Here is a 15,111-nt window from a genome sequence, read left to right on the forward strand (position 1 = left end):
AAAAGGGTAATCTATAGGGTAGGAGGGATTCGTGCCGTATGGAACTTTTTCTGATTGTTTTGCTGCTTCTTGCTTTAATTGGCGTATCGATGATTCTCAATCGTTTTGTGCCATTCATCCCTGTTCCGTTAATTCAGGTAGCTCTGGGTTCTCTTGTAGCTGTCATTCCATGGGGTGTTCATTTTACCTTGAATCCCGAACTGTTTTTTGTATTATTCGTTGCCCCACTGCTGTTTAATGATGGAAAGCGAGTCCCGCGTGAGGAACTATGGAACCTGCGAGCCCCCATTTTATTGCTGTCCCTCGGACTCGTATTTGCAACCGTGTTTGTTGGCGGCTACGTGATTCACTGGCTGCTTCCGGCAATCCCGTTATCGGCAGCATTTGCCTTGGCAGCGATCTTATCACCGACAGATGCGGTGGCGGTAGGGGCTTTATCAGGCAAAATCCGGATGCCTCAAAAAATAACCCATCTTCTTGAAGGCGAAGCCTTAATGAATGATGCTTCCGGACTGGTAGCTTTCAAGTTCGCTGTAGCCGCTACGGTCAGCGGTATATTCTCACTACCTGAAGCGACAGCAAGCTTCTTCCTGATCTCCATTGGCGGACTGCTATGCGGCTGTCTCCTGTCTCTACTCATTATTCGCATACGCGTATTTCTTCGTCACCTCGGTATGGAAGATACTACCATACATATGCTGATCCAAATTTTGACCCCATTCCTGATCTATTTGGCAGCCGAGGAATTAGGCTTGTCCGGCATACTTGCCGCTGTAGCGGGCGGAATCATTCATGCGATTGAACGGGATCGTTCCGAATCCTCTCTGATGGAATTAAAAATTGTATCGGTCAGTACCTGGAGCATGATCCTATTTATTTTGAATGGATTGGTTTTTCTCATCCTTGGTCTGCAAATTCCGAACGTGGCCGAAATTGTCATCAAGGACTTAACCATCAGCAATGTTCAGATGCTTATCTATATTCTTTTAATATCTCTTACGCTAGTCGTACTTCGGTTTGTTTGGGTGTATGGCTTTTGGCGAGCGGAATCGTCTTTTAGCAAAAAAGAGCACATCGGGAAGCCGCAGCTCCGTCCTGCTTTGCTCATAGCCATATCCGGTGTTAGGGGAACGATCACCTTGGCAGGAGCTTTCTCGATTCCCTTGTTTCTGGACGACGGAACCGCTTTTCCTGAACGCAATGTGATTATTTTCCTGGCAGCAGGCGTTATCCTTATCTCGCTTATAACGGCCAGCGTCATGCTGCCCTTGCTTTCAGACAAACCGGATAAAAGTAAGGAACGCGATAAGCAGCGTTTGGAGCAGGATGCCAAGATCCAATTATTAGAAGAAAGCATACATATCGTCAAAGAAGAAATTAACGAGGAAAATAAAGATGCAGCTTTGTCGCTCATCTCGGATTACAACAAGCATATCCAGCAAATTCGCAGCGATGGACTGGCAAGCCAAATCCAATTCCGTAAAATGGAGCGTGAAATTCGGTTGATCGCCTTGAATGCCGAGCGACACGAAGTCAAGCGTTTGGTTGATGAAGGTACGCTTAACCAAGAGGCTGCTTATACAATAAGCCTGCTATTGAACCGTTCGGAAATGCTTGTAACCCGTCGATTGCAATATGTTCTCAGACTGTTTCTAGTTATGGTGAAGCGATTGATCTGGAAGTTATTTGGTGGAGGCAGAAAACCGTCACAAGCCCTTCCCATCGAACAGTTTGAAATACTAAAAGCTGCCAAGCTGTTAACTTCGAAAGCCGCCATCACTGCAATCCAAAATCACATAAATACCGTTAACAAAGATGCAGCGCAAGAGGTTATTTCGAACTACAGACAAGGTATGCAAAAATTAAATAGTATTTTCAAACCCGCACCTTCCTATGAAGATTTTAAAAAGCATAAAAAAGAACTGCAATTCAAGGCGATTCAGTTGAATCGGAATCATATTCAGAGCATGTTTCAAAACGGTGAAATCAACCGTGGCCTTGCTACTCAACTGCGACAGTTCGTCAGCTTCCTGGAGGTTTCTATATTGGTTGATGAAGAGATTGGGTGAAGTTGATTGCGTTGAATACGTGCTGCTACGCGGCCACTGCGCTCATGCTTCATCGCAATCTAGAGAAGGATAAAAAAGCAAGAAGCCTGTTACATGAACTTGTAACAGGCTTCTTGCTCATACACTCGAAATCATTTATTTAGAACGAACTAAGCTGTAGAAGCCTCGTCATCCTTAACATCACCGTGCAGCTCCTGAAACAGCTGGACGAACTTGGCGTGCTTGCGCAGCGATTTTTCATGAATCAGGTTCAGCTTGCCATTGTCCAACTGACCAAAGCGCTCGATAAGCTCTTCATTCTCCTGCGACCAATCGAAGCCGTCAAATACGCGCAGACATGTGGTCCAGTTCTTCACATACTTGCCTTCCTGGAACAAATATCCGTTTGCGTACAATGCGATACTTTCCTGCATAGCACGACTGGACGAGCTGTATTGCGGCAGTCCTGGTTGCTCCGGCATTAGCGGAAGCAGTGTGGTAAAGAACTGGTGCAAAATCTCGATATAGGTAGACGGATCTTGACGAATTTTACGGGCCAACTCGTATGAAGGCTGCATTTTACCTGTCAGTAGCATCGTTGCCGTGGAATACAACCAGCTGAAGGAAGTGAAATTTTTATTATAGGAGGTCAAATTCGCACGGCGCTCCACGCCAGCACCCTTCAGGAACACATTATGATCGACGACCTGCTGAATAACCAGATTCAATGGATCGATACTGTCAAACGAATGACCCAATTCCTTACTTACAAGCTGTACCTTCGAGTTAATGTCTCCGAACAGCTGCTTCTCTTCTTCTTCACTCAAACCAATATAGATTTGTACGGCGAGCTCGCTCTCCAGCAATTCCAGACGACGACGTTCTAACTGCTCGACAAGACCCTGCTGCTGCTCCAAATCCAAAGTAATTTCTTCGTTGTCCGGATTACGGCGCTGTTTGATACGAAGTGCAGTAATCTTTCTTTCATGACTGCGCACTTCTTTGATCATTTGTTCATTCACATATCCAAGGGCAAGAATCCGATGCTGTCCGTCCAAAATGCTCAGTTTGGAACCAGGACGCAGGTATAGCCCATTATCCGCCTTAGCCAGCGAGCTAACTTCACGCAACGACAAGGTGACAGGACCAAAAAACACACGGTCCAAATCTCTTTCCTGCAAATAATTAGCTATCTTTCTCCGCTGTCCCCCACTCAGCTTCCGCTGCACCATGGGATCAATCGATGTGTAGTTCAGTATATCTTGAACCTGTATTGCAACCGTCGCGAGTCCAAAGTTCTCACAGAACGGGAAAATCGTCATATTCAAGCACAATCCATCCATTACATTGCATCCTCCTTAGCTTTATCCAACAGCTCATCCTCGCGGATCAGAAACAAGTGATGCTCCTGATAAAAGTCTTTAATGTATTGGTAAGCCTTCATAATACGTGAACGTCTTGGCAATCGGTCCTTCTCATCACCCACAAAAATAGCGTTCCAATCAATATGAGGCAATATTTTCATCGCATACTCCAGCGCATAACGGTTAAAGCTTCCCGTCTTGGTTGCTTCACCATGGAACACCATAGCCATCGCGATTTGCATATTTTCCGTCCAACACAGCTCACCTTTTTCAGGCTCTGGCAAATAGCGAAGCAACGCATCAAAATAAAATGAAGCCAGCTTCTGCAAATCCTCAATGTCCTTCGGTTGGAAATAATATCCGTTGTTACGTGCTGACGATTTCAAACGACCTTCAAATAAACCTACCAAAATTTCAACAAGCAAATGATAAGAGAACAAGAACTCTGGTCCTTTGCCCCGTTCAGTAAACATATCAACTGAAATCCGTTTCATAGCAGGGTCCTGCTCGGCAATTTGAGTAGCCAGAACGTGATAGAATCTACGCTGCTCTCTCAATACAGCCAGATTACCGCCGATTTTACGTGGAAGCTTGTTAATATCAGAGAAAAGCTGACGCTCCTGACGCGCATTAATATCAAGATAAATCATTGTTGACATCGGGAACGAATACAGCTTGCTCAGCTTCTCGGAAATTTCCTCCATACGGTCATATTCGCGGCGATCCTTTGCACGAGTCATGTTGCTTTGCAGTGTTTCCATTAAACGACGGAAAGCGGCCAAACGATGCTGCCCATCTACCACATACAGCTTTTCAATTGCTTGTAAGCGGTAAACCTTATTCTCGGCATCATATTCTCCAGCACCTCTAGCAGAAAGAATAATACCCGGAAAGTAAATTCCTTGCTTGTGCTCAAGGAAGAGCATGATATAGTCAATTAGCTTTGACAAGTTTTGGGGAACCAACGAACGTTGAACCTCCAAATCTACTTCGTATATGGAAAACAGCTTGCTCATCGGTAATGTCGTAGTTAGCGTAGTCTGACCAAATGTCCTCGATGCTGCACCGGGTATCTCGATATACGAGGACGTCTTTTGCCCTGCCAAAAGCTCTGACAGAGATGAAATCGTATCCATTCTTTTTCCTCCTTATAGTCAACCATTATCTTTGTAAGTATTTTACTATAAAACACTGATATAAGTACATTATACACTGAAAAATCACCAAACATTCAACTTTTGATAGAAAATTCCCGCATTCAGGCCTGTTTTTATTATGATTTTAACCAAATTGACTATTTTGGACGTTTATTCACATCATTGAGATGTCAAATTAATGAAAAACCCTGTAAATTAATGCAAAATGGAAAGAACGGCTTCAAGAGACTGCGGCTCAATTCGCTGGATAAGATCACCATATTCCGCTAACCTTTGCTCAATTGTGTGCAGCGTGAAGTCTTCGATTCGGCAATTGTTTTGCAGCTCTTCCCATCTAAGGGGTGTGGATACTGTAGCACATGTACGAGCCCTGGGTGTATAAGGAGCTGACATCGTTTTACCCTGCCAGTGCTGCAGGTAATCAACATAAATTAAATTCCCGCGATTTTTCTTCAATCGCTCTATCGTGAACAAGTCAGGATACTTCTTAGTTAAATAATTACCCAAAAAGTGTCCGACCAACCGCAGTTGTTCAAAGGTATACTGTCCGTGCTGAATCGGGATTACGATTTGGATGCCGGTTGCCCCTGAGGTTTTGGGTATGGATTCAATGCCCATCGTACTCAGGGCCTCACCAACCAAAAGCGCCGCGTGCATGATGCGAGGCTCGACCTCCACAGAAGGATCGAGATCCACGATCCATTCCGCTGGCAGATCATCGGTAGTATAGTGAAAGGATGAATGAAATTCGAGACAAGCCAAATTGCCGAGCCAAATGAGGGTCGGCAAAGAGTCCAGATTCACATAGGTAATGCCCTGCAGGGTCGCTGTGTGAACGAAGGAAGGAGTCGGTTTGGGGACCGCTTTTTGGTAAAAGGATTTACCCTCAATACCGTTCGGAAAGCGGATGGTTGTCAGGTAACGGTTCTTACAATAGTGAAGCAAATAGGGAGCCAGAATGGTCAGCTTTTGCAAATACTCCAGCTTGGTGATTCCAGCCTTTGGCCACAATACTTTTTCTGGATTGGTGACCGTAATTTCGTGCCCTTCTATAAGCACAGTACCTTTTATGGACACTCCCACTTGGGTTCCCCTCTTCCACATATACTGCTGAAAATCATGATAGCACTTTAACTTTCTTTTTCGGCTTTTTATCTGTTTTTCCCTCGTCCTCAGAAGGCGTCTTGACCGCTTCCAGACTGGCTTGCAGGGCGGACATCAGATCGATGACATTGGTACGCTGCTGCTCCGGCGCTATCTTCACCTCTTCACCAGCGATTTTGTGCTGGATCGCATCCAACAAGGCGGCACGGTAATCATCTTTATACTTTTCAGGCTCAAAAGGTGATGTCAGCTGTTCAATCAGCATCTTGGCCATCGTCAACTCTTTATCATTCACTTGAATTTGTTCAGGCAAATTAGGAATCTGCGCGATTGAGCGAATCTCATCGGGATAGTAAATAGTTTCCATAACTAAACAACGGTCAATAACGCGTATGCAGGATAAGCTGCTTTTGGAGCGGATGGATACCTTTGCGATCGCGATTTTCCCTGTTTGTCGAAGCGATTCCAGCAGCAAATTGTACGCGTTAGCTCCAGTATCACCAGGGGATAAATAATAGGTTTTTTGAAAATAGATCGGGTCGATTTCATCAAGCGCGACAAAATCCAGAATTTTGATTTCCTTATTCACTTCGCCATTCAGACTGTCCAGTTCATCTTTTTCAAACAACACAAACCGTCCCGATTCGTACTCATAACCACGGGCAATTTCTTCCCATTCCACCTCTATATCGCATGTCGGACATTTACGTACGTAAGAAAGAGGTGTCGAGCATGTCTTGTGAATATAACGCATGGAAATCGATTTATCCTCCGTAGCGGTAAACATCTTCACAGGCACATTAACGAGTCCAAAGCTGATCGATCCTTTCCATAATGTCTGCATGGTTGTCCCTCCTTAGTCTAATTGCCTTTAGTATGCGTTCCTTTCACTTTAACTATGAACACCGGGACTGAAAACTGGATTCATGAAACGACTTCACATCGGAGATAATGGTAACGTAAGGCATTTCAATACAGTCGGAGGATTATGATGATCATGACACCCGTTGTTCCGTTTGAACCCATATCGACCGATAAGATTCCTCAGGGAGATTCATGGATTGCACAAATCAAATGGGACGGGGTTCGTATGCTTACCTACTCGAATGGATTGGAGGTAAAGCTCTACAATCGCAAACTTAACGATCGCACCCCACAATATCCCGAGCTGTTGACGATTTCATCCTACTGCGATGCACAATCAGTCATTCTGGATGGGGAAATCATTGCATTTGATCATAACAAACCGTCGTTTCACGAAATCATGAAAAGAGATCAAACACGTAAAGCAAACCGCATCGAATACATTCAAAAACAGGTACCCGTCGTCTATATGATATTTGATATCCTTTTTTTAAATGGCGAATGGGTTACACACAAAGCTTTACAGGAACGGCAGCAAATTTTATCGAACCTTATTGTACAAAATGACCTCATTCAGCTGGTGCAAAATCATTCTGATCCACAGCAATTGTTTGAGGTTGTCAAAGCTCATGATCTGGAAGGAATTGTATGTAAAGACCTTAAGAGCACCTATACCCTGGATGGCAAGGACCAAAGATGGCAGAAGAAGAAAAACTATAAAGATGTGATTGCTGTCGTGGGGGGTGTAACCTTGCGCTCTGGAGTCGTGAACTCATTGCTGCTAGGATTGTACAATGAGCAAAAGCTTGTCTATATCGGGCATGCAGGGGCTGGCAGGTTATCCAACAACGAATGGCTTCAATTTACGGATTTGATACAATCGCTTATCCAAACGGAGCGCCCTTTTATCAATAAGCCTGAACGGAGTCATGAGGCGATTTGGGTTCAACCTGTTATTACTGTAAAAATTCAATTTATGGATTGGACCCCTCATTTCATTTTAAGACAACCGAGCATCCAATCCTTCGTTACAGTACCACCTGAAGAATGTACGTTTGAATCGGAATGAGGAGATTAACATGATCTATGTTGGCTGTCATGTCAGTATACGGGGAGGTTATTTGCAAGCGGCCAAAATGGCGTCACAAATCGGAGCGTCCTCCTTTCAATATTTCCCCAAAAACCCAAGAAATCTTGCCACCAAGTCGTTCAATCTACAAGATGCCGAGGCTTGTGCAAGGTTCTGTGAAGAGAAAGGCGTGCTTTCTATTGGTCATGCTCCTTATCCATTAAATCTGGCTGTTGAAGAGGATATGAGCGAAGTGATGCTGAAGGCGATTCTTAACGGGCTGGACATTACCAATAGCTGCGGTTCGATAGGCTTAGTCGTGCATTTTGGAAAATACCGCGGAGCAGACCCTTTGCAAGGCTATAAAAATATCATATCTTTGCTCAATAGAACACTGCGTCACTGGCATGGAAAAGCATGCATATTGTTGGAGAACCAAGCTGGAGAAGGTTCGCGAATGGGCACAATGCTGGAGGAGCTGGTACAGATCAGGAGTCTGTCAGATTATCCGGATAAAATTGGCTTTTGCCTGGATACCTGTCATGCATTTGCGAGCGGTTTATGGACTGGGAATAACTGGAATGACATAGTGCGGAAAGGAACGGAGCTTGGATATTTTGATCATTTAAAGGCTGTTCACTTAAATGATTCGATGTATGCTTCGGGTTTAAGGCGTGATCGACACAGCAATATCGGTATGGGGCACATCGGTGAAGCACCGATCAAACAGCTCTTGCTTGCTTCTGTCCTGCAAGGTCTGCCAGTCGTCCTGGAAACGCCGACTCAAAACGGCTCTCATCAATTGGAAATTTCTTATGTTCATTCACTTCTGAATTAAAGCAATCGAAAAAGCCCTCAGATTGGAGAGGGCATACATGGAATTGATGAGACGTGGCATCGCTCTAAATCATTACGTGATCGCATTTGTCTGGCGGGGATTTCCATAATATCCGGTATGTCCGTTATGACCATGATGTCCATGATGTGTTGTGCCTGCCATGAGTCCATGGAAATGCTTTGCTCTTTCCAAATGGTGGGCTTTTAATTGGTCGTGGTAATGATGCATCTTCATATGCCAATCATACATTTGCTTGTGATAGGCAGCGTGATCATGCGTATACATAGGCATTTGATCATGAGTAAAAGACATCTAGATAACCACTCCTCAAAATTATTGTTGTTTAGTTTACCCAACCAGTCTATGGGGATTCATCCAAAAGCAGCACGGCCATTGCCTACGAAGGAATAATTCAATCCGTGACAGTTGTCCATCACAATAATTTTAAAAAATAATGGCTATCCCTCAGCCATTGTTATGGTTCGGGGATAGCCTCGTAATCACTGTTAGCTGCCACTAACCTTATTTACCTGATGCTTCCAAACGAGTTTGCGCGAAACGCCAATTGATAGAATCATAGGAAGGCATTTCCCCATCTGGCCCTGTCAGTTTTCCGTTGAATTCACCGTCCGAGTTTTGAGTAACAGTCGCTTTCCACCATCCGCATTCGCCTTTCTCGTAATTGAAGGTTTCACCGTCGTCATCGTACAGCAGACCTTCACCAGGCTCGCTGCCAAAATGTACGAGCTCCAGTGCAACCCGAGTTCCTGCGTGTGGAACATGTGGCAACGCGGGCATCATCGGAATGACCGATCCGCTTCTGACAAATACCGGAATTTGCTCCAAGCTTGCATGGATCCGGATAACCCGTCCACCCGTATAACGTTCACCCGTCTCCAGTCCGTACCAGATTCCAGACGGGAGAAGAACATCCCTCTCCCATTCTCCCTCAACGAGTGGAGCTACCAGCAGGGCATCTCCAACCATAAACTGGTCATCCCATTCTCTAGCTTTTTTCTTGCCATAAGCACCGTCAGTCGTATTCAGGATAGATGGCTCGTTGTCGGGTCCGCCAGCTTCTGCTTGAGCAATCTCAGCAGCAGATATGACAAATGGCATCGCTCGGAATGGGGGTATCCCCTGCTCACGGTAAAGGGCAAAATTGGAATACAGATAAGGCAGCAGTCTCATTCGCAGCTTGATATAATGGCGAATAATCCCCTCTACTTCCGGGTAAGACCAAGGCTTCGTGCCGTCGCCCCAGGCATTAAGCATCGCAAGAGATGAGAAGCATACGGTTTGCATCCGTCTAACCCAGTCCTCCGCATTACGGGCTCTACGCACCTCCGGTGTCCACAGCAGCCCACTGAAAGAGGAATTACAAACCGCACGAATAAACTGCTTATGGTCATACAGGTCCGAATAGAGCACATAAGGCATCGTTGCAGCTGCCCCATTGGAAGCTCTGACAAGTCCATACGTTCTCTGATTACGGCTATGGTACAGATCGTAAGTCATTTTTTGAAACATCAGGCCATATATTTGCCTCATCTGTTCACCATCTATACCAGAAGGAAACTTGGCGTGTCCAGGGAACATCCAGGAATTGTTCGTCAGTTCGCTGCCATCACATTCATCCAGCTTATAACCGGATACACCGATCTGAACATGCTGCTCATCGTGTTGAGTTTTATACAGCTGCTGTGCTTCAGGCAAGGAGTAGTCCGGTGCAAGTCCACCCCAAACCGTATGACTGCCTGAAAGCGGCTGCAGCTTCGAATGGAGCTCGGTTTCCGGCGAAACAAAAGGGTGCTCCCACAGGTTCACGTGAAAACCGTTATGTTTAAGCTGTTGGACAAATCGCTCCGGCTCGGGAAACCTTGATTTCTCCCATTCATAAGTAACCGGATAGCTATGGCTATGCCAACCAGGTTCAAGCCCTATCACATCGCAGGGAATATCGTGCTCACGAAACTGTCGGGCCTCCTCCAATACCTCTTCTTCGTTAAACAACGTTGGGACACGGTGCCAGAAGCCAAGACCCCACTTGGGCGGAAGCACACCACCACCGCAGTATAAGTTGTATCGGGATACAACGTCTGAGAGAGTCGGACCGCCAAACACATACACGTCAGCACCTTCAACTGGAATTTGAATCTCCACCCGTGAAGCAATCGGTGTAGCTTTCCAGCCCTTGTCCGTGTTGCGGTTGCGGATCTCTGAACGGTCTGTATCCTCCTGCTTCAAGGTAGAACCGCAATGGATCGTTACGATCCGTGATGTATCCACCCACACACCGTAGCCCAGATCACTCACATAAAAAGGCACGGGAGCATGCGTTTCGCCTGTATCCTGCTTGGGATCACTGTTAACGCGCAAATAACGTGTTCTTCCCCGCAGATTCATTCTTAATAATTGAAGCCCCGCACCATACAGCTTCTCAGTTTGGTTAAGTGGAAAAGACAGAATATGTCCGCTTCTTGCTTCCTCAAGCTGAATGCTTTCCCAGGCAAATGGCGGTTGAGCCGCCGGCTTCTGGCTCAATGCATCCGTTCTAGGTGAAACTCCCATCCAGGTAAGTGGTGTGATCGCTTGCGGATCTCCAATCGTGAGGCGCCATACGCCTGGTGCCGCTTCTTCCCATGCTTGCATTTTCATGTGAATCCCCTCTTTTCTCAATAGTATGTGCTTTTATAGTGTTGGAACCTTAATGGCAGTCGTCGTGCCGGTCTCACTGGCCAGCTTCGCGTAGTGAACAAGAGCCTGGGTTTTCAAATAATCGATTCCGCTCGTTTCTGCTTCACGTCCCTGCTGCAGCGATGCGATAAATTCGGCCAATGTATCGGTTTCATCAATACCGCTCAGGTCATCAACGATTGTGCTCTTACCGTCCTTGATAATCCTGATTTCCTTGTTGGTTAATTCCAGGGCACCTTCGGTTCCCTCAATCCGCCAATTGCCCCACCATGAGGTTTCCGTACCTCTTGCAGCTATTGAGGCGTTATAAGTCGCTATCAAGCCACCCTCGAGTTCGAGTAAGGCATAGGTATTGAGGACAGCACCTTCCTCTTTCCAGCCGCCTATCGGATTGTACAGCCTGGCTTGCACCGAGACCCCTTCTCTTCCGCTAAAATAACGAAGCATATCAAAGTGGTGAACACCGATATCATCCAGAACACTGACCGTATATTTGCGCTCAACATGATGAAACCGATGGAACTGCACATCCAGGGTGGAAAGGTTTCCGATGGCACCATCATCAAGAAGCTGCTTCATTTTGCGAATAAAAGGGAGTCTGCGGTAATTTTCTGCGATCATGAACGGAATGTGTTCCTTCGCCGCACGAGATACGATTTCAATCGATTCTTCATAATCAAAAGAAATGGGTTTCTCGCACAAAACAGCAAGCTTTCGGTCAAAGGCTGCGTTATTCACTCGCGTGTGGATCATCGGCGAAGTCACATTAACCAGAAAATCCACCTGTTCGTTAAGAAGAGCTTCCTCCAAAGAAGTGTAAAAAGGAAACGAGTCATCGTTCATCTTCTCTTTCATCGTTGGATCAACCTCAACGACCGCAGCCAATAATCCTTGATCTCTAAGCCGCTTGTACCAACTGAAACCTGCAGCTCCCAAACCAACCAATATCGCTCTCATCGTTTCGTAATACCTCCTATGTCTAATACCGAAACCGGAAGCTTTTGAATGTATGCCTCCGTTATCCTTTATTGCTGATTTTTGTGATGATTCGGACCAGCGTGGCACCATACGGTTACAATCGGATCGTCCTCACTTGAAATCAGATGGTGATCTTCACCAGGCTCTACAATCACAATATCACCCGTAGTGACAGGAATGAGGTTCCCATTGATCTCCATCATTCCGCTTCCTTGCATAATAACAAAGGCTTCAGAGTCCCCGTGTACATGATAATCCCTACCATCCGGACCGTCATGAGTATGGCTTCGTTCTCCCCTCGCTGAGAAAGCAAGACCCCCTGAAGACAAATACGCTCCCGGCATAACATCCTGCAAAATGTGGCCGCTCCCGATATCCCGTAAATCGCTTATACGCAGCTTTTTCATTTGTTATTCCTCCCATATGTATTAAATCTTGATCTTTTTCCAAGCGCCTCGTTGAAACCTCCAGTAAATGAGCATGGAGCGTACAAATTGATCAATAGCTATCGCTATATATAAACCGATGATTCCCCATCCAAAGCCGTAAACCAATAAGTAACTAAGTACAACCCTCACGCCCCATACTCCTATTAAAGTAGAGATCAGAGGAAACCGCGTATCGCCCGCTCCTCTAAGCGCACCACCCAGAATGAATTGGGATATTTGTGAGATTTGGATAAGACCTACGATTCGCAGTGCCCAGGTACCCTCAAGGATTATCGCTTGATCGCCGGTATACAAACTCAGAATATTCGGAGCCAACAATACAAATGAAGCCCCCATCACTCCACCCACCCACATGCCGTATCTTCGAATTTGCCATACATACATTTCGGCAAGCTCGATATTTCGCACACCCAGGGTCTGGCCAACTAGCGTAGAGGCAGCTATTGCAAAAGCAAATCCAGGCATAAACGACATCCCGATTATACTTGTCACAAGCTGGTTGGCAGCCAGTGAAATCGTTCCCAAACCTGCACAAATCTTAACGACTGTCATGATCCCAAGACGCATGATTAATTGCTCGATACTAGACGGGATACCGATCTTCAGCATACGAGCCATGACGCTTTTATGAACCTGCTTGACATCCTCCCATCTAATGCGCACCGCAAATCTTCCGCTAAACATGACCACTACCAAGCAGATCAGGGTTAAGGCCTGAGCAAATAGAGTAGCGAACGCCGCTCCAGTTACCCCCATTTCCGGAAATCCAAGCTGGCCATAAATAAGTACGAATGCCAGAGCAATGGACAATACGCCCGAAAACACATTAATCTTCATCGGGGTTTGCGTATCCCCCGCCCCGCGTAAAATGGCAGAAAGCGTTGAGGAAATGGAAGAAAAGCCTATAGAAAGAAAAATTATCCTTGCATAAGGCAATCCGTATTGAATCACTTCTTCGTTAGCTCCCATGACACGCAGCAGCACATCCGAATAAAGAAACGTAAGTGAAACCACGATTACAGACAATATCGAGCCGAACAGCAGGGATTGTCCCGCCGCGCGGTTGGCTTCCTCCATATTTCCCGCTCCTGAGGAACGGGCCACTATTATGGTTGTGCCTGTATTTAAGGCCGCAAACAGAACCATCATCAACATATACGGTTGGCTTGTCAGACCCACTGTCGCCACGGCAGCAGCTCCCAAACGTCCTACCAGAATCATTAGCAGCATTTGTGTGACATTGAGCAGCAGCATCTCCGCCAAGGAAGGCCCTGCCAGCCTGAAAATCATTTGACGAATGGCTTTCTTATTGTGCGGATCTATCAGCACAGAGTCATTTAGAGGCTTCAGTGATGGTTCAGCGCCGCTTTCAAGCTTCTTTCCCGAAATCATGTCTGGCACCCCTTACATACAAAGCTAGCCTCGTATGCCTATTATAAAGAATAGTTTCACGATCCGGGATGGCAAAACTTTAACGGGGTTGTGTTTTTTTATCATCTCTCTATGAATCTATGATATGAAGTATTTCATACTAGTATATCATCTGGTGGCATGTTACTATATATGCAAAATCCGCTGTAATCTTCCATCCACTATAGAAGGAGTCGATAGAGGTGCACAAACAATCTAATGCTCTATCATCTGAGGTATTGGCTTATCTAGATCGAATTGGGTACAACGGCCCGATGGATACAAGTCTGACTATGCTATCCCAGCTACAGGAGTGTCATCTTCATACGGTGCCTTATGAAAATTTGGATATAGTGAACCATCTCCCGCTTTCACTTGCGATTCCTGATCTGTATGACAAGATCGTAGTTCGCCATCGCGGCGGCTACTGTTTTGAGCTTAACGCACTGTTTGGATGGCTATTACGCGAGCTTGGCTATTCCGTGACCGATTACTTTGCCCGTTTCTGGCGTGATGAACCGAATGAGCCGCCCAAACGCAGACACCATGTCCTTCAGGTAGATGTTGCGGAAAGTCGCTATCTATGCGATGTAGGAGTAGGTGGAGCCGTTCCCTGCCGACCGATCCAAATGACAGAAAATTTGGAGCATCAGCAAGGTGATGAGTATTATCAGCTGCAACGTGATGCGTATTATGGCTGGGAGCTGTGCGAACAAAAAGGCGATCAATGGAGACGTATCTATACGTTCACTGAAGAACCCCAGCTGCCCAAGGATTACCTGATGGCATCTTACTGGTGCGAGAATGCCCCTGATTCTCCCTTCACCAAGGAAGCAAAAGCCGCCATGCGTACAGCAGCTGGCCGTCATACACTAGCAGGATCAGAATTTCGCAGTTTTTCTGAAAACGGTGTTCAAATATACATACCACAAACACAAGAAGAGTATGCCAAGGCATTGCAAACCTATTTTGGAATTGTAATCACATAGCAAGGTTGGAGGACTTCTGGTGTGCTTGGGATGGTCAAAATCCAAAAAATCCCCCTCCAGCAGCAACTGTAGCTTCTCTTAGAATAGCTTTAGATTTTGGTGCCATACTATAATGTTGTCACTCAAAAATGTGGAGGCTATTAC

Annotated in this window: 13 protein-coding genes; 4 read left to right on the top strand and 9 right to left on the bottom strand. The window is 45.8% G+C overall.

What is annotated here, in order from left to right; genetic code table 11:
- Positions 1-38 precede the first annotated feature (38 nt).
- Positions 39-2,069 carry a Na+/H+ antiporter gene (locus OB236_RS16180; RefSeq protein ID WP_262684912.1) on the top strand — a complete coding sequence of 677 codons (2,031 nt, stop codon included), beginning with the start codon at positions 39-41 and terminating at the stop codon, positions 2,067-2,069.
- 149 nt (positions 2,070-2,218) lie between these two features.
- Here OB236_RS16180 and OB236_RS16185 read toward each other — a convergent pair whose 3' ends face one another.
- From OB236_RS16185 to ku, 4 genes are all read right to left on the bottom strand, one after another.
- Positions 2,219-3,391 (bottom strand): DNA sulfur modification protein DndB, encoded by a 1,173-nt coding sequence (locus tag OB236_RS16185; protein ID WP_240414423.1) that lies wholly within the window; start codon positions 3,389-3,391, stop codon positions 2,219-2,221.
- On the bottom strand, positions 3,391-4,548 hold the full coding sequence (locus OB236_RS16190) for a DGQHR domain-containing protein (RefSeq protein WP_076231412.1): 1,158 nt from the start codon (positions 4,546-4,548) through the stop codon (positions 3,391-3,393). Before OB236_RS16190 ends, OB236_RS16185 begins: the two co-directional genes overlap by 1 nt.
- A 216-nt stretch (positions 4,549-4,764) precedes the next feature.
- Entirely contained in the window at positions 4,765-5,673 is a 909-nt protein-coding gene (gene ligD / locus OB236_RS16195) for a non-homologous end-joining DNA ligase (RefSeq protein ID WP_408638482.1), read from the bottom strand.
- A gap of 13 nt (positions 5,674-5,686) precedes the next feature.
- The gene (ku, locus tag OB236_RS16200) at positions 5,687-6,517 is read right to left on the bottom strand and encodes a non-homologous end joining protein Ku (protein ID WP_262684915.1); all 831 of its coding nucleotides are present in this window, start codon (positions 6,515-6,517) and stop codon (positions 5,687-5,689) included.
- A gap of 147 nt (positions 6,518-6,664) precedes the next feature.
- Between ku and OB236_RS16205 the strand changes: the two genes are divergently transcribed.
- Both OB236_RS16205 and OB236_RS16210 read left to right on the top strand, forming a co-directional pair.
- A complete protein-coding gene (locus OB236_RS16205) occupies positions 6,665-7,606 on the top strand; it encodes an ATP-dependent DNA ligase (protein WP_262684916.1) in 942 nt (313 codons plus the stop codon).
- A 13-nt stretch (positions 7,607-7,619) separates the two neighbouring features.
- Positions 7,620-8,444, top strand: coding sequence for a deoxyribonuclease IV (locus OB236_RS16210; RefSeq protein ID WP_262684992.1), 825 nt, complete (start codon positions 7,620-7,622; stop codon positions 8,442-8,444).
- A 72-nt stretch (positions 8,445-8,516) separates the two neighbouring features.
- Here OB236_RS16210 and OB236_RS16215 read toward each other — a convergent pair whose 3' ends face one another.
- The 5 genes from OB236_RS16215 to OB236_RS16235 all read right to left on the bottom strand — a co-directional run bounded on the left by OB236_RS16215 (position 8,517) and on the right by OB236_RS16235 (position 13,960).
- Positions 8,517-8,756 carry a hypothetical protein gene (locus tag OB236_RS16215; protein ID WP_262684917.1) on the bottom strand — a complete coding sequence of 80 codons (240 nt, stop codon included), beginning with the start codon at positions 8,754-8,756 and terminating at the stop codon, positions 8,517-8,519.
- Positions 8,757-8,966: 210 nt separating this feature from the next.
- Positions 8,967-11,102 carry a TIM-barrel domain-containing protein gene (locus OB236_RS16220; RefSeq protein ID WP_262684918.1) on the bottom strand — a complete coding sequence of 712 codons (2,136 nt, stop codon included), beginning with the start codon at positions 11,100-11,102 and terminating at the stop codon, positions 8,967-8,969.
- A gap of 33 nt (positions 11,103-11,135) precedes the next feature.
- Positions 11,136-12,098 (bottom strand): Gfo/Idh/MocA family protein, encoded by a 963-nt coding sequence (locus tag OB236_RS16225; RefSeq protein WP_262684919.1) that lies wholly within the window; start codon positions 12,096-12,098, stop codon positions 11,136-11,138.
- A gap of 68 nt (positions 12,099-12,166) precedes the next feature.
- Positions 12,167-12,526: a cupin domain-containing protein gene (locus OB236_RS16230; protein ID WP_262684920.1), complete on the bottom strand. Its 360-nt coding sequence runs from the start codon at positions 12,524-12,526 to the stop codon at positions 12,167-12,169.
- Between the two features lie 21 nt (positions 12,527-12,547).
- Entirely contained in the window at positions 12,548-13,960 is a 1,413-nt protein-coding gene (locus OB236_RS16235; protein WP_262684921.1) for an MATE family efflux transporter, read from the bottom strand.
- A gap of 221 nt (positions 13,961-14,181) precedes the next feature.
- Here OB236_RS16235 and OB236_RS16240 point away from each other — a divergent pair, with 221 nt between their 5' ends.
- Positions 14,182-14,967: an arylamine N-acetyltransferase family protein gene (locus OB236_RS16240; RefSeq protein ID WP_408638483.1), complete on the top strand. Its 786-nt coding sequence runs from the start codon at positions 14,182-14,184 to the stop codon at positions 14,965-14,967.
- Positions 14,968-15,111 lie beyond the last annotated feature (144 nt).

The sequence above is a fragment of the Paenibacillus baimaensis genome (assembly GCF_025567575.1).